General features: G+C 71.6%; 20 protein-coding genes. 10 read left to right on the top strand and 10 right to left on the bottom strand.

Going from position 1 to position 20,970, the window contains the following annotated elements; genetic code table 11:
- The first annotated feature begins 20 nt into the window (after positions 1-20).
- The 3 genes from EDD27_RS31420 to EDD27_RS31410 are packed head-to-tail and all read left to right on the top strand — an operon-like array spanning position 21 to position 2,562.
- On the top strand, positions 21-998 hold the full coding sequence (locus EDD27_RS31420) for an ABC transporter substrate-binding protein (protein ID WP_127935601.1): 978 nt from the start codon (positions 21-23) through the stop codon (positions 996-998).
- Positions 995-1,774: an ABC transporter permease gene (locus tag EDD27_RS31415; RefSeq protein WP_127935600.1), complete on the top strand. Its 780-nt coding sequence runs from the start codon at positions 995-997 to the stop codon at positions 1,772-1,774. The genes EDD27_RS31420 and EDD27_RS31415 overlap by 4 nt, the downstream gene beginning before the upstream one ends.
- Positions 1,771-2,562, top strand: a complete 792-nt coding sequence (locus tag EDD27_RS31410; RefSeq protein ID WP_127935599.1) for an ABC transporter permease — start codon at positions 1,771-1,773, stop codon at positions 2,560-2,562. Before EDD27_RS31415 ends, EDD27_RS31410 begins: the two co-directional genes overlap by 4 nt.
- Here EDD27_RS31410 and EDD27_RS31405 read toward each other — a convergent pair.
- From EDD27_RS31405 to EDD27_RS54660, 4 genes are all read right to left on the bottom strand, one after another.
- Positions 2,559-3,560: a nitrilase-related carbon-nitrogen hydrolase gene (locus EDD27_RS31405; RefSeq protein ID WP_127935598.1), complete on the bottom strand. Its 1,002-nt coding sequence runs from the start codon at positions 3,558-3,560 to the stop codon at positions 2,559-2,561. The genes EDD27_RS31410 and EDD27_RS31405 overlap by 4 nt on opposite strands.
- A complete protein-coding gene (locus tag EDD27_RS31400; RefSeq protein ID WP_206641734.1) occupies positions 3,557-3,994 on the bottom strand; it encodes a hypothetical protein in 438 nt (145 codons plus the stop codon). The genes EDD27_RS31405 and EDD27_RS31400 overlap by 4 nt, the downstream gene beginning before the upstream one ends.
- 4 nt (positions 3,995-3,998) lie before the next feature.
- Entirely contained in the window at positions 3,999-5,378 is a 1,380-nt protein-coding gene (locus EDD27_RS31395) for an aldehyde dehydrogenase family protein (protein WP_127935597.1), read from the bottom strand.
- Between the two features lie 141 nt (positions 5,379-5,519).
- Complete coding sequence (locus EDD27_RS54660) at positions 5,520-5,693, bottom strand: hypothetical protein (RefSeq protein WP_164903860.1); 174 nt, start codon at positions 5,691-5,693, stop codon at positions 5,520-5,522.
- Between the two features lie 138 nt (positions 5,694-5,831).
- On the opposite strand from EDD27_RS54660, the gene EDD27_RS31390 reads away from it, so the two are divergent.
- The 4 genes from EDD27_RS31390 (at position 5,832) to EDD27_RS31375 (ending at position 11,478) form a co-directional block, all read left to right on the top strand.
- Positions 5,832-7,193 (top strand): cytochrome ubiquinol oxidase subunit I, encoded by a 1,362-nt coding sequence (locus EDD27_RS31390; protein WP_127935596.1) that lies wholly within the window; start codon positions 5,832-5,834, stop codon positions 7,191-7,193.
- A gap of 2 nt (positions 7,194-7,195) precedes the next feature.
- Positions 7,196-8,215, top strand: coding sequence for a cytochrome d ubiquinol oxidase subunit II (locus EDD27_RS31385; protein WP_127941080.1), 1,020 nt, complete (start codon positions 7,196-7,198; stop codon positions 8,213-8,215).
- Between the two features lie 58 nt (positions 8,216-8,273).
- On the top strand, positions 8,274-10,898 hold the full coding sequence (locus tag EDD27_RS31380) for a helix-turn-helix transcriptional regulator (RefSeq protein WP_127935595.1): 2,625 nt from the start codon (positions 8,274-8,276) through the stop codon (positions 10,896-10,898).
- Positions 10,899-11,010: 112 nt separating this feature from the next.
- Positions 11,011-11,478, top strand: a complete 468-nt coding sequence (locus EDD27_RS31375; RefSeq protein WP_127935594.1) for a general stress protein — start codon at positions 11,011-11,013, stop codon at positions 11,476-11,478.
- A 230-nt stretch (positions 11,479-11,708) separates the two neighbouring features.
- Here the strand turns inward: EDD27_RS31375 and EDD27_RS31370 are convergent, their stop codons facing one another.
- Complete coding sequence (locus tag EDD27_RS31370; protein ID WP_127935593.1) at positions 11,709-12,140, bottom strand: CBS domain-containing protein; 432 nt, start codon at positions 12,138-12,140, stop codon at positions 11,709-11,711.
- Between the two features lie 214 nt (positions 12,141-12,354).
- Here EDD27_RS31370 and EDD27_RS31365 point away from each other — a divergent pair, with 214 nt between their 5' ends.
- The gene (locus EDD27_RS31365) at positions 12,355-13,740 is read left to right on the top strand and encodes a hypothetical protein (RefSeq protein ID WP_127935592.1); all 1,386 of its coding nucleotides are present in this window, start codon (positions 12,355-12,357) and stop codon (positions 13,738-13,740) included.
- Positions 13,741-13,786: 46 nt separating this feature from the next.
- On the opposite strand, the gene EDD27_RS31360 is transcribed toward EDD27_RS31365, so the two are convergent.
- A complete protein-coding gene (locus EDD27_RS31360) occupies positions 13,787-14,206 on the bottom strand; it encodes an SPW repeat protein (RefSeq protein ID WP_206641733.1) in 420 nt (139 codons plus the stop codon).
- An 85-nt stretch (positions 14,207-14,291) separates the two neighbouring features.
- Entirely contained in the window at positions 14,292-15,260 is a 969-nt protein-coding gene (locus EDD27_RS31355) for a CapA family protein (protein ID WP_127935590.1), read from the bottom strand.
- 193 nt (positions 15,261-15,453) lie between these two features.
- Between EDD27_RS31355 and EDD27_RS31350 the strand changes: the two genes are divergently transcribed.
- Positions 15,454-15,936 carry a pyridoxamine 5'-phosphate oxidase family protein gene (locus tag EDD27_RS31350; protein WP_127935589.1) on the top strand — a complete coding sequence of 161 codons (483 nt, stop codon included), beginning with the start codon at positions 15,454-15,456 and terminating at the stop codon, positions 15,934-15,936.
- A 119-nt stretch (positions 15,937-16,055) separates the two neighbouring features.
- On the opposite strand, the gene EDD27_RS31345 is transcribed toward EDD27_RS31350, so the two are convergent.
- Positions 16,056-17,471, bottom strand: coding sequence for an MFS transporter (locus EDD27_RS31345; protein ID WP_241564354.1), 1,416 nt, complete (start codon positions 17,469-17,471; stop codon positions 16,056-16,058).
- A 148-nt stretch (positions 17,472-17,619) separates the two neighbouring features.
- On the opposite strand from EDD27_RS31345, the gene EDD27_RS31340 reads away from it, so the two are divergent.
- Complete coding sequence (locus EDD27_RS31340) at positions 17,620-19,107, top strand: cobyric acid synthase (protein WP_127935587.1); 1,488 nt, start codon at positions 17,620-17,622, stop codon at positions 19,105-19,107.
- On the opposite strand, the gene EDD27_RS31335 is transcribed toward EDD27_RS31340, so the two are convergent.
- Positions 19,049-20,083 carry a 1-acyl-sn-glycerol-3-phosphate acyltransferase gene (locus EDD27_RS31335; RefSeq protein WP_127935586.1) on the bottom strand — a complete coding sequence of 345 codons (1,035 nt, stop codon included), beginning with the start codon at positions 20,081-20,083 and terminating at the stop codon, positions 19,049-19,051. The two genes, EDD27_RS31340 and EDD27_RS31335, sit on opposite strands and share 59 nt — an antisense overlap.
- Positions 20,084-20,109: 26 nt before the next feature.
- On the bottom strand, positions 20,110-20,922 hold the full coding sequence (locus EDD27_RS31330; RefSeq protein ID WP_127935585.1) for a patatin-like phospholipase family protein: 813 nt from the start codon (positions 20,920-20,922) through the stop codon (positions 20,110-20,112).
- Positions 20,923-20,970 lie beyond the last annotated feature (48 nt).

Below are 20,970 nucleotides of genomic sequence, written 5' to 3'. Positions count from 1 at the left end.
CACGAAGGAAAGGCAGTGGCATGAAGCTGGTCAGGATCGTCGTCGCGGGTGTGGCGGTCGCGCTGACATTGAGCGCGTGCGGAGGAGGGGGCGAGGCCGGCACGGGCGGCACCGCGTCCAGCGGCGGCTTGGAGAAGACACAGCTCTTGATCGGCGTGGTGCCGGTGCCGTCGTCGGCGCCGTTGTTCATCGCGGAGAAGCGGGGCTTCTTCAAGGAGGAAGGGCTGACCGTCAAGACCGAGATCATCCAGGCGCCGCAGGCGGTCATGCCGAAGATCCTCAACGGCAGCATGGACGCCTTCTTGACCAGCTATGTGTCACTGATGGCCATCAATGACTCGGGCGCGGCCAAACTGAAGCTCTTCCAGCACAGCCAGGAGGCCGCCCCGAATGTGGCCGGCGTCGTGGTGGCCAAGGACTCGCCGATCAAGACGGCCGCCGACCTCAAGGGCAAGACGATCGCGGTCAACGTGCTGAAGGCGCTCGGGCAGACGCTGACCAACGCCCACCTGCAGGAGGCGGGGCTCAAGCCGGAGGACGCCAAATACGTCCCCGTGCCGTTCGCCGACCAGCTCAGCGCGCTGTCCTCCGGCAAGGTAGACGCGGCCTGGCTGGTGGAGCCGTTCCTGACCGCCGCCAAGAAGGGCGGCGCCACCCAGATCATCGACACGACCAGCGGCGTCACGGCCGGCGTGCCGATCGACGGGTGGGGCGTGAGCGAGGACTGGCTGGCCAAGAACCCGAAGACGGCCGCCGCCCTGCACCGTGCGCTGGCCAAGGCCCAGCAGATCGCCGGCTCCGACCGCAAGGCGATCGACGAGGTCGTGCCGACGTACACGCAGATCCCGGCGGACGCGGCGGCGGCCATGACACTCGGCACGTTCTCGTTGCAGGCCGACAAGGCCGGCGTGCAGAAGCTGGCCGATCTGCTGCACGGCTACGGCTACCTCAAGGCGAAGGTGGACGCGGCGCAGCTGTTCGCGCCGATGAGCGGATGACCGGCGGGCGCCTGGAGCGGGGGATCCTGGGTGCCGTCGGCATCATAGGGTTCCTCGCCGTCTCCGAGCTGGCGGGACGGGCCGGGCTCGTTCCCGACGTGATGCCGTACATGTCGGATGTGCTGGCGACGGCGGCGCGGCTGCCGGCGGAGGAGCAGTTCCGCGCCGACGTGCTGGCCACGCTGGCGGCCTGCCTGAACGGGCTGGCGATCGCCATCGCGGTGGCCGTGCCCGCGGGGCTGCTGCTCGGCACGGTGCCGTTCCTGGAGCGCTCGACGCGGCCCCTGGTGGAGTTCCTGCGGCCGATCCCGTCGGTGTCGCTGATCCCGGTGGCCGTGTTCGTCTTCCCGGACAGCCACGACGCCAAGACGGCGCTGATCTTCTACACCTGCTCGTGGCCGGTGCTGATCAACACGCTGTACGGCCTGAGCGACGTCGACCCGCTGGCCAAGGACACGCTGCGGAGCTTCGGCTTCGGCCCGCTGGCGGTGGTGCTGCGGGTGAGCCTGCCGAGCGCGGCGCCGTTCATCGCCACCGGCGTGCGCATTGCCGTGTCCGTCACCCTCATCGTGGCGGTGAGCGTGGAACTGCTGGCGCCGGGCGGGGGCGGGATCGGCGCGTTCCAGTCGCTGGCGGGCAGCGCGAACCGGGCCGATCGGGTGTTCGCGGCCGTCGTGTGGGCCGGCCTCATCGGGCTGGCCGCCAACCTGCTGTTCACGGCCGCCGAGCGGCGCGTGTTCCGCTGGCACCGGGCCCGTACGGGGGAGGCCGCATGACCCGGCGTTCGCCCTGGCAGCGGCCGGCGCGGTATTGGCCGCTGCCCGTGGCCGTCATCGCCTGGGAGCTGGCCACCCGCTCTGCGCAGGCCGCCTATTTCCCGCCGCCGTCGCGCATCGCGGCCCGGTTGCACGAGATGTGGTTCTCCGGGCCGCTCTGGCGGATGTTCCTGACCGACGAGGCCGTCGCCGACCTGCTGCCGAGCCTGGGCCGGTTGTTCGCCGGCTGGGGCATCGCGTGCGCGGCCGGCGTGCTGGCGGGGGTCGCGCTCGGCCGCTCGTACCTGCTGTCGGCGCTGGTGGAACCGCTGGTGCACTTCGGCAGGTCGGTGCCGCCCGCGACGCTGCTGCCGGTCTTCCTGCTGCTGTTCAAGATCGGCACCCCGATGGAGCTCGCCTCGATCGTGTACGGCGTCATCTGGCCGGTGCTGATCAACTCCATGGACGGCGCCCGCCACGTCGACCTCCAGTACATCGAGACCGGCGCCGTCTACCGGCTGAGCGCCTGGCAGCGGCTCACAAGGATCATCCTGCCCGCCGCCGCCCCGAAGATCTTCGCCGGGCTGCGGCTGAGCGTGTCCCTGGCGCTGATCATGATGATCATCTCGGAGCTGGTCGGCAGCAGCGAAGGCATCGGCCACCGCATGCTGGAGGCGCAGAGCCAGTTCGACATCCCCGCCATGTGGGCCGTGATCGTGCTGCTCGGGCTGCTCGGCATCGCGCTCAACACCGCGTTCCTGGGGGTCGAGCGGCTGCTGTTGTCCTGGCACCGCGGCGCCCGCGGTTAGCCGTACAGCCGCTTGATCGTCTCGGCCTGCCGGGTGCGGAACCACGCGCGGTCCCTGGTGCCGGAGGCCAGCCCGCCAGGGCGCTCGCCGTCGTGCCTGGCGTACTCCTCGGCCCACAACCCGGTTTTCACCCGGCTCGGCAGGTTGGCCATGCCGGGCCGCCGCCGAGCCCGGCGCAGGACGGTGAGGTCGAGCTCGGCCGCGGCGACCAGCGACTCGCCCGCGCCTGCCTGCGCGAGCACCCGCCCCTCGTGGTCGATCAGCTCGGAGCCGCCGTTGGTCGAGTCGCCGGGGATGGCGATGCCGGACAGGCCGCCGGTGTTGGCCGACACCACGTAGGCGAGGTTCTCCACCGCTCGGGCCCGGCGGGCGATCGCCTTGGGCGTCAGCGCCGGGGACGACGCCTCGGAGGTGGGGTGGCAGAACACCTCCGCGCCGCGCAACGCCAGCGCGCGGGCCAGCTCCGGCATCAGGATCTCCTCCGAGGCCAGCACCGCCAGGTTGCCGATCTCGGTGCGGGCCACCGGCAGCACGCCGTCCATGCCGTAGATCTCCACGTAGTCGCCCCACACGTCGTACGGGGTCGGCGTGAACATCGAGTGCAGCCTGCGGTACCGCAACACCGTCTTCCCGGCTGGAGAGAGGATCACCGACGCCTGGAAGTACAGCTCGGGGAAGTGCTCGTCACGCTCGTAGGCGTTCACGCACAGGTACACGTCGTGCGTGACGGCGATCCCGGCGAGCGCCCGGTACTCCGGGCCGCCGGGATCGAGCGCGGCCTGCTCGCGCCACTCGGCGAAGCTCTCCCGCATCGGGAACCCGGTCAGCACGTACTCGGACAGCACCACCAGCCGCAGGCCGGGCCCGAGCCACGCCTTCGAGCCGCCGACCTGCGCGCCGATGCGCTCGATCGCGGCACGGATCTCGGCCCGCGGATCGGCGGCCCCGTTGATGGACTGGGTCCGCACCTGCAGCGCCAGCGCGGTGAACGCCGTCATCCCACGCGCCTCTCGTCGATCAGGGTGCGCCGCACGCACACGCCGTCCTCCAGCCACTGCCAGACCCGGCTGCGCGACCTGCCGTCCTCGCTCAGCACGATCATCTCGTACAACCGGAGCGGCTGCCCCTTGTACTGCCAGGTGAGGTAGATCGTGCTGTCGTCCACCTCCCAGAACACGCCCGTGAGCCGCTCGGTGTCGAACCCGCACCGCCCGCCGCCGAGATAGGTGCCGGGGAACTCGTGCACCTCGGTGCGCCCGTCGTCCCAGGTGTAGCGGTTGACCTGGTGATAGGCGGCGTCGCCGACGATGCGGCAGGTCATCTGGACGCGGTGCCGGTCGAGCAGGGTCCCGTCGCGGCCGAGGTGCCGGTATTCGCCCGCCCACTCGCCCTCGTGCCGGGCCAGCAGCGGCATGTCCGCCCGCAGTCCCATCCGGTTACTCCTTCGTCGCATGCCACCACGGGTCGGCGGCGTCGGATCGGTTGACCAGGAAGGCCCGGCGGCGCAGGAACCGGCTGATGGAGGCGGGACCCATGCGGGAGCCGCCGAGCCCGGACAGCCGGAAGGAGTGTTTCTCGCCTTCGTGCACGAGCGCGGTCAGCGAGGCGTCGTTGACGCTGACCGCCCCGGCGTGCAGCCGGGCCGCCACGGCTCTGGCCTCCTCCTCCGTGGCGGCGAATACGGCGGCCGACAGCCCGTACACCGAGTCGTTGGCCAGCGCGACCGCCTCGTCCGGCCCGTCCACGGCCATGACGGGCAGCAGCGGGCCGAACGTCTCCTCCGTCATCACCAGCATCGTGTGATCGACCCCGGACAACACGGTCGGGCGGCACCAGTGGCCGCCGCCGTGCCGCTCGATCTCCCCGCCCGTGTGCACGACCGCTCCCTTGGCCACGGCGTCGGCGAGGTGCGCGGCGAGCACATCGGGCTGCTCCGGCGCGATGATCGGGCCGATCGGCCCACCCTCGCAGGTCAGGCCCACCTGGGCGGCCTTGTCCGCGAGCAGCGTCAGGAACTCGTCGTGGACCTCCCGCGCCACGTAGACGCGTTCGATGGACTGGCAGGACTGCCCGGCGTTGGCGGTGCCGCCCCACAGGATCGCCGACGTCGCCCGGTCGAGGTCCGCGCCGGCCAGCACGATCGCCGGGTCCTTGCCACCGAGCTCCAGGTACGCGGGCACGAACGCGCGGGCGGCGGCCTGCGCCACCAGCCGCCCGGTCGGCACGCTGCCGGTGAACACCACGGCGTCCACCAGGTCCACCAGCGCCGAACCCGTCGCCCCGTCGCCCTCCACGACCCGCAGCGGCAACCCGTCGGGCACCAGCCGCATGAGCGGCTCGATGAACCTGGGCGTCACCTCACTCGGCTTCACCACCACCGCGCACCCGGCGGCCAGCGCCGGCACGGCGTCGATGAGGCCGAGCAGCAGCGGGAAGTTCCACGGGGTGATCGCCCCGACCAGCTCGTACGGCACCAGATCCCCGCCGACGTGCACGCCGGGCAGCGAGGCGGGGAACTCGGCGGGCGGCGCCAGCAGCGCGGGCGCCTGGCGTACCCACCGGTCGATGAGCCCGGCCACGATCTGCCGCTCCAGCAACGACTCCGCCACCCTGCCGGTGTCGGCCACCAGCGCGGCCAGCAGCTCGTCGTCGGCGGCGAGCGCGGCCCCGAACCGCGACAGCAGCGTGCCACGGTCGGCGTCCCGCCAGGCCGGGGCCATCATGCGCAGCTCGGCCGCGACGCCGGCCAGCCGGTCGGGCGGGACGGGCGCGAGCGGCCGCTCGATCCGGCCGGTGACCGGGTTGCGGACGTTCATGAGCGACCCTCCGTGCGGAGAAGGAAGCGAACAACCTCCCATTGTGATCATGCCGGGCGAAGGGTTGTCCAGACCGCCGATCAACTGCGCGACCGGCGGGCTGAGGCCGAGTGCGAAGCCCTGCCGGGCGGCGTCCACGGATCAGCCGCTCGGAAACGGGCCGGCATCGGGAAAGCGGGCGGGCCGGTTGCGCGGGAATTGAAGATGTTCGTGTTGACCACGCCAGGACACAAGACGGGCGATGGCCGAGGATCCACGCCCGATGCCGCTCGCCGCGCCGGTGATGACGGCGACTTTGTTCTCCAGGTTTTTCATGGCAGGAAGATTGGAGAAGAATAGGCTTTCCAGCAGCCATCTCGAGGCCGATGTATTCGCCTCATCATTTGATTGATGTGAAAATGGCGACAAAGTCGCGTGCGGCCTTACGCGTCGCCACGGTGAGCAGGAACCGGGATGATCATTCACGTGGTGGACGCCGCCGTCGCCGACCTCGGCGCGGCCAGAATGCAGATGGCTCTGTCGCTCGGCTGGCACATCGTCGTCGCCTGCCTGGGCGTCGGCATGCCGGCCATCACGTTGCTCGCGGAGTGGCGCGGCCACCGCACGGGCGACGTCCATTACCGGCTGCTGGCCCGCCGCTGGGCGCGGGCGATGGGCGTGTTGTTCGCGGTCGGCGCGGTGTCGGGGACGATCCTGTCGTTCGAGATGGGGCTGCTGTGGCCGGGGCTGATGGGCGTCTACGGCGAGGTCATCGGGCTGCCGTTCTCGCTGGAAGGCATCGCGTTCTTCATCGAGGCCATCTTCCTCGGCATTTACCTGTACGCCTGGGACCGCATGCCGCCGACGGCGCACCTGCTGTCCGGCATCCCGATCGTGCTGGCGGGGGTCGCCAGCGCGTTCTTCGTCGTCTGCGCCAACGCCTGGATGCAGCAGCCGGTGGGTTTCCGGGCCGAGAAGGGCCGCATTGTCGCGGTGGACCCGTGGGCGGCCATGTTCAACCCGTCGGCGCCGGCGATGACCGTCCACATGATCCTGGCCGCGTTCATGGTCGCCGGGTTCCTCATGGCGAGCGTGTACGCCGTCGCCATGCTGCGCGGCCGGCGTGATCGGTACCACCGGCTCGGCCTGCTGCTCCCGATGACCGTCGCGGCGATCGTCACCCCCGTGCAGATCGGCGTCGGCGACTGGGCCGCGCACACCGTCGCGGACAACCAGCCGATCAAGCTCGCCGCCATGGAGGGCGTGTTCGAGACGGCGCGCGGGGTCCCGCTCCATCTGGGCGGCATCGAGATCGACGGCGAGTTGCGGTACGCGCTGGAGATCCCCTACGGGCTGTCGCTGCTGGCCCACTGGGATCCGAACGCCGAGATCCGCGGGCTCAACGAGGTGCCGCCGGCCGACCGGCCACCGGTCAACGTCGTGCACTGGGCGTTCCAGATCATGGTGGGGCTGGGTCTCGCCCTCCTGGTCCTGGCGGTCTGGCTGGCGCTGTCCTGGAAACGACGGCGTGACCTGCCGAGTTCGCCCTGGTTCCTGCGTGCGACGGCGTGGTCGGGTGTGGCCGCGGTGGTGGCGCTGGAGGCCGGCTGGATCGTCACCGAGGTGGGCAGGCAACCGTGGATCGTGTACCGCGTGATGCGCACGTCCGAGGCGGTCAACCCGGCGCCCGGCCTGGTGTACGGCTTCGTCCTGGTGACCGCGGTCTACGTGGCGCTCACCGTGGCCACGGTCTACGTGCTGCGCCGCCTGGCCCGCGACGTCCCCGTGCCGATCGCGCCGCAGGAGCGTGACGTCACCGATTACAAGGTCGTGTGACCATGCCGCTGCCGGAGATCATGCTGGCCGTCCTGTGGGTCGGGCTGACCGCGTACGTGTTGTTCGGCGGCGCCGACTTCGGCGGCGGGATCTGGGACCTGCTGGCCGGCGGTGCGGCGAAGGGCCGGCGGCAGCGGGCGCTGGTCGAGCACTCCATCGGCCCCGTCTGGGAGGCCAACCACGTCTGGCTGATCTTCGTCATCGTGCTGATGTGGACCGGCATCCCGTCCGTGTTCGCCGCGATAGCCTCCACCCTCTACATCCCGCTGACGCTGGCGGCCCTGGGCATCATCGCGCGCGGCGCCGCGTTCGCCTTCCGCAAGGTCTCCACCGAGCTGTGGCAGCAGCGGCTGTTCGGCGCCACGTTCGCCTTCTCCTCCGTCGCCACGCCGTTCTTCCTCGGCACGGCGGCCGGGGCCATCGCGTCGGGCCGGGTGCCGCCGGGCATCGCCAAGGGCGACCTGGTGGGCAGCTGGGTCAACCCCACGTCGCTGGCGGCGGGCGCGCTGGCCGTCGGCACCGCCGCGTACCTGGCCGCCGTCTACCTGACCCGGGACGCCCAGCGCGCCGGGGACGCCGACCTGGTGCACGCCTTCCGGCGGCGGGCCTTGGGCTGCGGCGCGGTCGTGGGGGTGTTGTCCGCCGCCGGGCTGCTCGTGCTGCGTGCCGACGCGCCCGCCCTGTTCGCCGAGATCACCTCCGGCCGCGCCCTTCCGCTGCTGGTGTTGTCCGTCGTGGCAGGGCTGGCCTCGCTGGTGCTGCTGTGGCGGCGCGCCTACCTCGCCGTACGGGTCACCGCCGCGCTCGCCGTGACGGGCCTGCTGTGGGGATGGGGCGTCGGCCAGTACCCGTCCCTGCTGCCCGGGGTCTCCCTCGCCGACGCCGCAGCCACCGATGCGGTCCTGGCGGCCAGCCTGGGCTCCCTGGCCGTGGGCGCGGTGTTGCTGCTGCCGTCGCTCTGGTGGTTGTACGCCACCTTCCAGCGGGACCGGGTCGCCGCCCGCTCCGACCGCGAGCCCTGATTCGTTCCGCCGCAGTGAAGCCACGTAGGCCAGCCCGGTGCGAAAGATCTTGAGAGGCATGAGATTTCCCCGTCCCGGTCCAGGAAAGCGCTTCATCGGAGGCAGCGAGATGCGGGGACGCGAACGGGAGTGGCGCCACGTCGACGGCCTGCTGCGCACGCTGCGACGCCGCGGCGGGGCCCTCCTGGTCGACGGCGAGCCGGGCGCGGGAAGGAGCCGGCTGCTCGCCGAGGCCGCCGCCACCGCGTCCGCACGGGGAATCTCCGTGGTCCAGGCCGGCGTGGCGGAGCTGGGCGAGCTCGTCCCGTGCGGCGTGCTGCTCCAGGCTCTCGACCTGGGCGCCGAGCCCGCGGACGACGTCCCGGTGGGCTCGGTAACGAGGCTGCTGGACCGGCTGGTGGCGGCCTTCGACGCCAGGGCGCCGGTCCTGGCCGTGCTCGACGACCTGCACCGCGCGGACCCGGCGACGCTCAAGACCCTCCACACCCTGCACGACCTGCTCGCCGGCCGGCCCGTCGGCTGGTTGCTGAGCCGCTCGACCGCGGTGCGGGACGGCCCGGCGGCCGCGCTGTTCGACCTGCTGGAGCGGCATGGAGCCGTGCGGACCACCCTCGCCCCGCTCTCCCCGGACGCCGCCACGGCGCTGGCCGCCGACATCCTCGGCGAACGTCCGGACACGGCCACGCAGACGCTCGTGGCCGCCGCCGGCGGCAATCCGCTGCTGATCATCGAGCTGCTCGCCGGACTGCGCGACGAAGGCCTGCTCGGGACAGCGGGGCCGGGCACGCCCCTGCCCGCCCGGCCGCGAGCCGTGGTGCGGAGCTGGATCGACCCTCTGGGCGCGGAGTCCAGGAGCCTGGTGGAGACGGCCGCGGTGTTCGGTGGCTCACTGTCGTTCGAGCACGCCGCGTCGCTGCTGGGCACCACGCCGGCCGCGTTGCTCCCGGCGATGGAGGAGTCCACGGCGGCGGGCGTCCTCGTCGTGACCGCGCACGGCCTCGCCTTCCGCCACGAACTCGTCGGCGACGTCGTCGCCACGTGGGTCCCGCCACCTGTGCGGCGGGCGCTGCTGGAGCAGGTCGGCGTGATCGAGGAGGCGGCCACCGGGGCGGGCCCCACCGTCGCCGACATGGAGTCCACGATCGCCGAAGGGCGGCTACGGGAGGCCGAACGGGTGGTCAGGAGACGCCTCGCGGATCACGGCTCGGTGACCGGGATGGCCGAGCTGCGATCCCTGCTCGCGGAGATCATGTACCTGACCGGGCGGGGTGAGGAGGCCGTCAGGGAGGCCGAGACGGTGCTGGCCGTCCCCGGTCTGCCCCAGCACGTCCGCGACCGGGCCATCCTCGTGCGGCTGTACGCCGTCACGCGGCGGCGAAGCGGCGGCGCCGCGGCGGCGTACGCGAACGAGGTGGTCGAGGAGCGGTCCCGGCACGGTCCCGCGGCCACGGCCGCCGCGCTGATCGCCCTCGCCACGGCCGCACGGGAGGAAGGCCGGTTCGGGGACGCGCTGGCGCTGGCCGAGGACGCCCGCCGGCTGACGGAGGACGCCCGCCGGCCGGCCGGCGTGGGCGGGCCCGAGCGGCGCCGCTACGAGGTGTGCCTCCTCACCGCCGCCCTGCTCACGGACGTGCGCCGGCTCGACGAGGCCAGGGCCATGCTCCGGCAGGCACGCAAAGAGATGTTCGCCAACGGCCATCTGGCCTGGGCCGCGGACGCGTCGGCGGTGGAGGCCCGCGCCGAACTGGCCGAGGGACGGCTTGACGGCGCGTCCGGCGAGGCCGAGCGCGCGCTGGATCTCGCCGGCGCGCTGGACACGCCCCTGTCGGCCGCGGAGGCCGCCGCCGTGCTCGCCGCCGTCGCGCTGCGGCGTGGCGACCTGCGCGAGGCGAGGCGACATGTCGCGGACCCGCCCGAAGGGTCGCTGGAGACACGTACCCGCCACGCGTTGCTGGCCGCGCGGATCACGGAGGCCAAAGACGGCCCGCACAGTGCGATGCCTCTGCTCACCGGCCTCTCCTGGTCGCTGTCACTCGCCATGGAGCCCACGGCGGCACCGTGGCTGGTCAGGGTCGCGCTCGCCGCGGACGACCGGTCCGCGGCGGAGTCCGTCGCCGCCGCGGCGGACGCCCTCAGCCGGGCCAGCCCGCGGTTTCCCGCGCTGGCCGCGTCCGCCGCGCACGTCCGGGGCCTGCTCGACGGCGATCGTGACGCTCTCGCACGTGCCGCCGAGCAGGCCGCGGACGCATGGGCGCGGGCCTCGGCCGAGGAGGATCTCGGTGTGGCGCTCGACGCGGCCGGGCAGCGTGAGGAGGCGGTGAGAAGCCTGGACCGTGCCCTCGCGGCGTACGTCGAGACGGGATCCGCCAGGGACGCGGCCCGCATCCGGCAGCGGTTGCGCGGCATGGGGGTGCGCCACCGGCACTGGAACTCCGCCAAACGGCCGGCCTCCGGCTGGGACAGCCTCACCGAGACCGAGTACACCGTTTCGCTGCTGGTCGTGGACGGGTGGACGAACCGGCAGATCGCCGAGCAGATGTTCATCAGCGTGCACACGGTCACGTTCCATCTGCGACAGGTCTACCGGAAGCTGAGCATCAACTCCCGCGTCGAACTCGCCCGCCTCGCGGTGGCGCAGGGGCGGGTCGACCCCGGCCGGGCACAGGACGGAAGACGGGACTGACTACACGTCTGGGGGATGTGGCCAGGAAAGGCCAGGAGCAGGGTCGGAACTGCAGGCACGGGACGTCTCCGCATGCCCTCGCATGGGGAGGAGAGGAGGAGCCGTGTCCCACATGGCGTCGTCGAATCTCATCACCACCAACAAGGAGCCGATCGCGACCTATCGCAGCTACCAGGAAGCCCAGAAGACCGTCGACTATCTGTCCGACCACGGGTTCCCCGTCAAGGGAACGCTCATCGTGGGTGTAGGACTGCGCTCCGTCGAGCAGGTCGTCGCCCGCATGACCTACCTGCGCGCGGCGGGCTGGGGCGCGCTGAGCGGAGCCTGGTTCGGACTGCTCGTCGGCCTGTTCTTGGGGATCTTCACGGCCACGGCCATGTCGCTGATGGCCGTGGTGCTGTGGGGTCTGCTCTGGGGCGCCGTGGCTGGAGCGATCTTCGGCCTGATCGCGCACGCGGTCCAGGGCGGCCATCGCGACTTCGTCTCGGAGGCGGGGCTGGTCGCCGACAAATACGAGGTCCTCGTCGACTCGGATCACGCGCCCAGGGCTCACGAGCTGCTCGGGAGGACTCCTCACTAGGGCTCACTAGGGCCCGCGTCCTCCGCGCCGATGGCTGGAGGGCGCCGTCCCGCTGGACGACCGCGCTTCCTCGTCACGGGACAGAGCGCCGCTCCATCCTGGGACGCCCCTCTCCCCTGGAGACCGAGCGCGTGGGCCTCTTCACCACTCCAGGCGCGCGGCCGCGCTCGGGGAGTGGGGGGTTGCGGGGCGCACCAACCCGTTGATGAACGTGCTGGTGCACCTCGGTGTCACGACGGCGCGTAGACCCGGTGGACGAACTCGGCGAGCTTGTTGTCCGGCAGTTCCTTCGCCAGGTCCGACTCGCTGACCATGCCGACGATCCGGTGGTTGTCGATCACCGGCAGGCGCTTGATCTGGTGCTTCTCCATCTTCTGCAGCGCCTCTTCGACGCTGCTGTGGGCGTCGACCCAGACCAGCCCATGGGCGAGCTCGCCCGCCGTTGTCCGGTCGAGGTCCTTGCCCTCGGCACAGCACTTGATCACGATGTCGCGGTCGGTGATGATGCCCTTGAGCCGGTCGTCGTCACCGCAGATCGGCAATGCGCCGACCCCGAGGTCGCGCATCATCTCCGACGCCCTGCGCAGGCTGTCGTTCGCGCCGATGCACTCCGCCCCCTGGTGCATCACGTCCTGAACGGTCTTGCGTTGCGTTGTGCCCATTCTTTTCGCCTCCCTGAGAAGAAGGATGGGATTTTCAGGGCAGTCCTACCCAGCAGAATGCAGATCAGTGGTGGGGCCGTCCGGGGAATGCGTTGTGACCAGCGGATACGTCCGTACAGGCCCCCTTTTGGGGGTTGTCGTGAACGTATGGCGTCGTTCGGCCGCGGTGACTGTCCCGCGTCCGGGCACGGCCCTTGCCGCCCGTAGGCCCTCCGTGCGCCCGGTCGTGCTGCTGGCGTGTGTGAGCGCCCTGTACGGCGTGGCACAAGTGCTGCTGGTCTCGCCGAGCCTGGGCATCGGCTGGGACGAGGCCGTGTACGCCAGCCAGGTCGCCCCGCACGCGCCGCCTGCCGTGTTCAGCGCCCCACGGGCGCAGGGCGTGCCGCTCCTGGTCGCGCCGGTGGTGGCGGTGACCGATTCGGTGGTCATGCTGCGCCTGTATCTGACGGTGGTCTCGGCGGCGGCCCTGTTCGGCGCGTTCTCCGTGTGGCTGCGGGTGCGGGCCGATCACGTGGTGCCGCTGGCCGCCCTGCTGTTCGCCGGCTGCTGGCTCACGTTGTTCTACGGCAACCAGGCCATGCCGAACCTGTACGTGGCGCTGGCCGCCGTCGCGGCCACCGGTTTCGTCGTCCTGGCCGAGCGTTCCCGGCTGGCGCCGGTGGGGCTGGCGGGCTCGCTGGCCGTCATGTCGTTGATGCGTCCGTCCGACGCGCTGGTCGCCGCGGTCGTCCTGGCCGCCGGGGCGCTGGCCATGGTGCGTCGCCGCCGGGTGGTCACGCTGGCCGCCCTCGTGGCCGGTCTCGGCGTGGGGTGGGGTCAGTGGGCGATCGAGGCGCAGGCGCGCTTCGGCGGGTTCGCGACCCGGCTGCGGGACGCGAGTGAGCACAACGCCATGGGATGGAGCGTGTCGTTCGTCGAGCACGCCAGGGCGCTGGACGGCCCCACGTTGTGCCGGTTCGGCACGGACTGCGGTCCGGTCTCCCCGGTGGCGCTCATCTGGTGGCTGGCCATCCCCATGATGGCCGCGCTCGGCCTGTGGGCGGCTTGGCGGGAACACCGGCTGGCTCCGATGTTGCTGGCCGCGGGCACCGGCGTGGCGATGGCGCTGCCGTACCTGTTCTATGTGGACTACGCTGCGCCGCGTTTTTTGACGCCGGCCTACGCGTTGTTGTCGCTGCCGGTGGCGGAGGCGGCGGTCGCGGGGCTGCGCCTGCGCCGCCCCATCGCGGTGGCGGTGATCGCCGGTCTGCTGGCGCACCTGGTCCTCCAGGGTGCGTATGCCTACGGGATGGGGGCCGGCAACCGTCACGGCAGGGACGACATCGGCCGGGCCGCGGCGGAACTACGCAGTCTGGGCGTACGGCCGCCGTGCCTGATCTACGGGGAGAACGGCGTGCAGATCGGTTACCTGCTCGGCTGCGACTCCCAAGGCGTCATCCAGCGGTTCGCGGAGCGACTGCCGACCCGCATCCGCCAGGCGTTGGAAGGCCCGGCGCAGGTGGTGGTCGTGCACAAGGACCTGCGGCTCCCGCCCTACATGCTGACCTGGGAGGAGATCGATCTTGCCGGTCCCTGGACGGCCAGGTTCGCCCGCCGTTGAGTGTCCACAGGGCCGGGCCGGAGATCGTCCGGCCCGGACTTTTTTCTCACCGCCTCTTCCTCGTCATGCCCATGCCCACGGTGATCAGGCCGAGGACGGCGATGACCGCGCCGACGATCACGTTGGTGGTGATCGCCCCGGCAGTGGCGGCCTCCCCCCGGATCAGCCACGGGGCCACTATGGTCCAGAGGCCGATGAGCGGGGCGGTCCAGGCGATGCCGTACGTGCGGCCGAAGGCCGAGCTGAAGCCCAGCGACAGCAGCGCCACGGCGAGCCCGGTGACCAGATTGTTCATCGTGAGCGATCCGAGATTGACGAATCCCACGATCCATGGCGACAGCGCCAGGAACAGTCCGGCCAGCAGGGTCAGCCCGTCCGCCAGTTGAACTGCCGGATTGGCTGCGGCGTCGTCGTACCTTTCCCGCATACGGATGATGTCGGGATGACTCTCCATTTCGCGGGTCATCGGTGACATCACCTCCCATCGCGATAACGGGACTTTTCCCGTTTCCCCAGCTAAAACCTACCCGGGCTGGACAAAGGCACTCCAATCACCGCATGTCCGCGATCAGGAGGCCGTCCTCCCACGTGGCGGTGGCCCCGAAGTCCGCGCACGCGCTGGCGAAACGCCGGCCCAGCCAGGCGCGTTCCTCGCCGTCGGCCAGCACGGTACGGGCGTACTCGAGCTTGAGCGGCACGGCACGCAGCCGCACCGGGCCGAGCTCGTCGACCGTCACGAGGAACAGGAACGACAGGTCGTTACGCAGCTCGGGATCCACGATGTAGTCGTCGAGGAAGTCGCCCATGTCGTACAGGACCGGCGGCGCGACGCCGTGCACCACGTGCGCGGAGTGGCCGGCGACCAGGCTCGCCCCGGCCTCGACCAGGGTGTCGGCGGCCGCGCGGATGTAGGCGAGCGGACCGGGCGTCATGTTGGGGCCCCAATGGGGGGTGACCAGCACGGCGTCCGCTTCCGCACGCAGCGCGGCCACCCCGTCCGTCAACCAGGACGGCACGCCGGAGTGCAGGTCCACGTAGGCCACGCCGGGCCGGTCGGGGGTGGCCGCGTAGTCCAGCGGATGGTCGGTCGCGGCGATGACGCCGATGCGCAGCCCCCGCACGGCGAGGACGACCGGCTGCCGCGCCTGTTGCTCGTCGGCGCCCGCGCCCACCGCGTGGACCTCCACACGGTCCAGATGTGCCCGGGTGTCCAGCAAGGCGTCGTAGCCGTAGTCGAGCGCGTGGTTGTTGGCCAGCGTGACGCAGCTGACGCCGACCTCGGCGAGCAGGTCCGCGGCCTGCGGCGGGGCGCGGAAGAAGAACGGTTTCCCCGGCGAGAGCCACGGGGTGCCACGGTCGGAGATGCAACATTCGAGGTTCAGCACGACCGCGTCGGCCTCGGCCAGGTGCGCGCGGACGCCGTCCGACAGGTACGTGTCCGGATCCGTGGACACGGCCAGCTCGTCGGCCACACCGCGGCCGAGCATCGTGTCACCCGCCAGCGCGAGCGTGACAGTCACAAGGACCCCCTGCCTCGCGGCGGCCCGCCCAAACCCGTCCCAGCAGGTCAAGCGCGGCCCCCGGCGGGTCGAGTGGGTGATGCGGTTATCGCGCGGTAACCGAGTGCCTTTGAAGTGCCGTCTTCCGTGACGCGGTCACGGTGACCGATGATGCGGTCAGTTACAAAGAGGAACCGACCCAAGGGATCGCCCGATGACCGCCACCGTGAAGTCCTTCGCCGAGATCGAGGGCGAGTTCGACGCCTACGTCGGCACGACCGTGTACGCCACCATGGTCACGGTCGACGCCCGCAACCGCCCCCGCACCAGGGTGCTCATCCCCGTGTGGGAGCAGGCGGACGGCCATCCGCTCGGCTGGCTGGCGACCTACAGAACCCCGGTCAAGGCCGCCCATCTCGCCGCGAACCCGCACGCGAGCTTTTCCTACTGGCGACCGGACAACAACTCGGTCGCCATCGACACCGTGGCGGCATGGGTAGAGGACCTGGAGGTGAAGCGCCATGTCTGGGACCTCTACCGCAAGACCAGCCCCCGCGGAGCCGGGTACGACCTGGGCGCCTTCTGGCGCTCGCCGGCCGACCCGGAGCTGCGCGTCCTGCGTCTCGAGCCGTATCGGATCCAGGTGATCCGCGGCCGCGATCTACGCAGCCGGATGTGGCGTCCGGACGTTCCGTGATTGTCCCGGCCGCTCGGGTGGGGGCGAAGCAGCGGACAGGACGGCCGGCCGCGGGAGCACGACCGGCATCGCCCCGGCCCGCAGGGCTGACACCGCGTAGGGGGAGGCCGCCCGCAGGCTCAGCCGCGGGCGGCCTCCTCCATGACCTTGCGGGCGTCGCGCTCGAACGACGCCCGCGCCCCGAGCGTGAGCAGGCCGCCCACGACCATCGGGACCACCAGGATGTACATGCCGGCCGACAGGGACCCGAGCCGGTCCGAGGCGATGCCGACGACCAGGGAGCCGAAGGCGCCGCCGACCGTGATGAGCAGCTGCAGGACGGCGAAGCCGAGGCCACGCGCGGCAGCCGGGACCACGTCCGCCAGGCAGGCCGTCATGTTCGGGATGGCGATGGACATCAGCGAGCAGGCGAGCAGGACCAGGGCGGTCATCGCGGCGATCGACTCCATGCCCAGCGCCCCCGCCAGCACCAGCGACCCGGCCGTGATGCCGCTGCCACCGGCCAGCAGCCGGCCGCCCTTGCGGGTGCCGTGCCACTTCCTGCCCAGCCACGAGCCGACCAAGGTGCCGGTCAGCGTGCCGGCGACCGTGATGAGGCCGCTCAGCGAGCCGGCCGCGGCTGTGCCGAGGCCGAGGGTCCGCACCATGAACGTGGGCAGCCAGTAGAAGATCCCGGCCAGGCCGAGGGTGAGCAGGGACAGGCCCACGCAGACGGAGACCAGGGTGGGGATGGCGGCCACCTGACGGACCTGCCGCCAGAACGGGGGTGTCCCGGCAGGCCTGATGACAGGCTGCGCGCCCGGCTCCGTGACAGGCCCCGTGACAGGCCCCGTGACAGGCCCCGTGACAGGCCCCGTGACGGGCTCGGTGACGGTCGCCGTGGCGGTCGCCGTGGCGGTCGCCGTGACGTCGCCCGTCGCCACCAGCCGGTCGAGCTCGCCGCGGCGCGGTTCGCGCAACATCCAGACGAGCAGGGCCGTGAGCACGCCGGGCACCACCATGACGAGGAACGCCGTACGCCACGAGAACGCCTCCGCCAGCACCCCGCCGAGCAGGGTGCCGACGCCGCCGAGGTAGGTGGTGACCCGCGTGAGCCCGTACGCCTTCGCCCGGCTGACCGGCGGGTAGTAATCGGCGAGGAGGCTGCCGGAGGCGGGATTGTCGATGTTCTCGGCCGCCGCCAGCAGCACGCGCATCAGGTAGAACATGACGAAACCCGTGGCCAGCCCCGACCCGAGCGTGGCGATCGCCCAGACGAAGACCACCACGGTGATGATCCGGGTGCGGCTGAGCCGATCGGCGAGATAGCCGGCGGGCAGCGCCACGACCGCCGCGGCCAGAGCGGCGGCCGTCGGGATCGACCCGGCGGCGGTGTCGCTGAAGCCCCACTCCTGCTGCACGGCCGGGAGCACGCCCGAGAGCAGATTGTGCTCGATCCGGTCCACGAAGCCGACGATGAAGAGGACCACCAGTGGCGCCCATCCGAACGGCGCCCGGGAGCTCACGTCGATGCCGCCGATACGCGGCGAACCCAAGGTCCCGACCATGCCCACCCTTTCCATAGCGAAATCTAGAATTGAGTTCTAGGGGAATGTTCTAGACAGAGTGGCACAAGTCACAGCATCCGTAAATGGGTGGTTTTGGGAAATTTCGCGGTAAGTCCGATCCCGGTACGGTGATCCCATGGTCACCGGGGGATTGCTGGTCGCGGGCACCACGTCGGACGCGGGCAAGAGCGTGGTCACCGCCGGCATCTGCCGCTGGCTGGCCCGCCAGGGCGTGCGCGTCGCGCCCTTCAAGGCCCAGAACATGTCGCTCAACTCGTACGTCACCGCCGAGGGCGCCGAGATCGGCCGGGCCCAGGCGATGCAGGCGCAAGCCGCGGGCCTGGAGCCCGTGGCGGACATGAACCCCATCCTCCTCAAACCCGGCAGCGACCGCCGCAGTCAGGTCGTTCTCAGGGGCCGCCCTGTGGCGGACGTGGACGCGATGGAGTACGGCGCGCTCAGGGACATGCTGCGGACCGCGGCGCTGGACGCGCTCGGCCGGCTGCGCGAGCGGTACGACGTGGTGGTGTGCGAGGGCGCGGGCAGTCCGGCCGAGATCAACCTGCGTCGCGGCGACATCGCCAACATGGGCCTGGCCAGGGCCGCCGGCCTGCCGGTCATCGTGGTGGGCGACATCGACAGGGGAGGGGTGTTCGCCGCCTTCTACGGCACGGTGGGCCTCCTGGACGCCGAGGACCAATCCCACATTTCCGGATTCGTGGTGAACAAGTTCCGCGGCGCGAAGGAGCTGCTGGAGCCCGGGCTCGACATGCTGACGCGGCTGACCGGGCGCACGGTGTACGGCGTGCTGCCCTGGCTCGACGGCCTCTGGCTGGACGTCGAGGACTCCCTGGCCCTGGACGGCCGCCAGGTCGCCGCCCGCGCCCCGCACGGCAGGCAGACGCTGCGGGTGGCGGTGGTGCGGCTGCCGCGGATCTCCAACTTCACCGATCTGGACGCGCTGGCCGCCGAGCCCGGCGTCCTGGTGCGTTTCGTGACGGAGCCGGTCGAGCTGGACGACGCCGACCTGGTGGTGCTGCCCGGATCGCGGGCCACGGTGCACGACCTGGCCTGGCTGCGCGCGCGGGGGCTGGCCGCGGCGATCGCCGCCAGGAAGGGCCCCGTGCTCGGGATCTGCGGCGGGTTCCAGATGCTCGGGCGCGAGATCGTCGACCACGTCGAGTCGGGAGCGGGCACGGTCGAAGGACTGGGGATGCTTCCGGTACGGGTCGCGTTCGAGGGGGAGAAACGGCTCGCCCGGCCGGAGGGCAGCGCCTACGGGCACCCGGTGCGCGCGTACGAGATCCACCACGGCCGGGCCACGGTGGAGGGCGGCGAGCCGTTCCTCGACGGTTGCCGGGTCGGTGACGTGTGGGGGACCACGTGGCACGGGGCTCTCGAGAACGACGCGTTCCGCCGCGCGTTCCTCGCCGACGTGGCCGACCGGGCCGGGCGCGACTTCGTCCCGGATCCCGGCACGGACTTCGCCGCGCTCAGGGAAGAGCGGCTGGACGCGCTCGGCGATCTCGTGGAGCGGCACCTCGACACGGACGCGCTGCTCCGCCTCATCCAGCACGGCCCGCCTGAGGTCCCTTTTCTCCCACCAGGAGCCGTTGGGCGCTGATCCAGGCGTCGATCTGCTCCCAGTGGTCGTACAACCAGCGCACGCGCTCCTCGCGGGTGCGCGGCACCTGGGCGGCGGGCACCCGCCACCACTTGGCGGTGATGTGCGCGCTGAAGGGCAGCTTGCGCCAGACGTCCCCGAGCGTGACCAGGTCGTCGAGCCCGGTGTGCGCGACGAAGACGACGTCCGCCGACGGGCAGGCGTCGATGGCGGCGATGGCGCCGCTCGGACGGGGCGGCAGCAGGTGGTCCATGCCGCGGGCCCGCTCCGCCTCCTTGGCCAGCCCCTTCTCCTCCAGCCGCCTGATGGCCAGCCGACGGCGGCGCGGGGTGAAGTTGCCGCCCTCCGGGAAGATCACCAGGGCGTCCTGGTCGCCCATCGTCGCGGCCAGCCGCCGGATCTCCTCGATGACGCCCTGCTGCCCGGACGTGCGGGGCACGAACGCGTTCGGCAGCCGGTTGATCACCACGTCGAGCGAGGGGTCGTACTGGAGCGCCGCCTTCATGACGATGCGGGGCCGCCGCCGGTAGAGGGCCAGGAGGTGATAGATCAGCAGGAAGGAGTCGCCGGGGCCGGCGTGCCGGGACAACACGATGACCGGCCGGGTCAGCCGGGCGGCCCGCTCCTCCTCGGTCGGCTCCGGCTCCTGCACGTCCAGGGTGAGCCGGAAGATCCGCACCGCGGCGGCGTACACCTTGGCCAGGAACCACCTGATCAGGTCGTAGTGCCGCTCCTGGCGCCGGGCCCCGCCCGCCACCCACAACCACAGGCACGCGATCAGCACCGCCGACTCCAGCGTCAGCCACGCCACCGCGAACCACACGAACCTGAGCCCCCTCCGCTGTGGCGGCGGCAGGCGGAGCGAGGCGGCGGCCGTGACCAGGAGCCAGAACGGCAGAGTGACCAGCATGAACACGGTCACCACGATGACCAGCGGAGCCAGGACGATCCGGCGCAGGATGCGTGGTGGGAGCAACGCGGCCTCCCTAGACGGTCTCCCTCTCATCCTCCTCCGTCGCCCAGGTAGCGGGAAGACGCCTCGTAGGCCCGCTCGATGCAGGCCGCGATCTGCGACAGGTTGCGATAACGCAGCGGCGAGAGCGGCTCGGTCACCCCGGCGGGCAGCACGTGCACCTCAACCCCGGGCGGCAGACTCGCCATGTCCTCGGCGAAGCGGTGCCGCCGCGCGATCTCGAACGCCACCATCCCCACCTCCCAGAACCGCCTGGGCGGTGACAGCGGCCGCTCGATCCGCCCGACGTGCAGCACGTACACGCGCTTGGCCCCGAGTTGCACGGCCCGCCCGACGGGGATGCTGTGCACCAGCCCGCCGTCGTAGAAGTGCTCGCCGCCGATCACGACGGGCGGCAGCAGCCCGGGCACGGCGCACGACGCCAGCACCGCCTCGACCAGCGGCCCGCTGGTGAACCAGTGCGCCGCCGCCCGCTCGACCGACGCCGCCACGCACTGGAACGGCACCTCCAGATCCTCGATCCGGGAGACCCGTACCGTCTCACTGAGGACGTCCCTGAGCGGCCCCATCGGGTGCAGGTGGGTGCCGGTCCTGGCCAGCGTCGACAGCCGGGCCATCCACGACCCGGCGAACGCCGTACGGACGACGTCGGAACGCCACAGCCCCGTCAGCCTGGCCACCGCCTCGCCCGGGGCGGCCGCGATCACCACGCCGTTGAGCGCGCCGACCGACGTGCCGACCACGAGGTCGGGCCTGACGCCCGCCTCGTCCAGCGCCTGCAGCATCCCCACCTCGTGCGCGCCGAGCACGCCGCCGCCACCGAGCACGAACGCGGTCTCCACGTTTCCACCCTCTCGTTGCCGCCCTCCGGAAGCAAAGACCTCCCGCAG

It is taken from the genome of Nonomuraea polychroma (assembly GCF_004011505.1).
GTDB classification, from domain to species: Bacteria; Actinomycetota; Actinomycetes; order Streptosporangiales; family Streptosporangiaceae; genus Nonomuraea; species Nonomuraea polychroma.
Note: the sequence above shows the minus strand (reverse complement) of the source record. Positions and strands in the feature narration are given on the sequence as shown.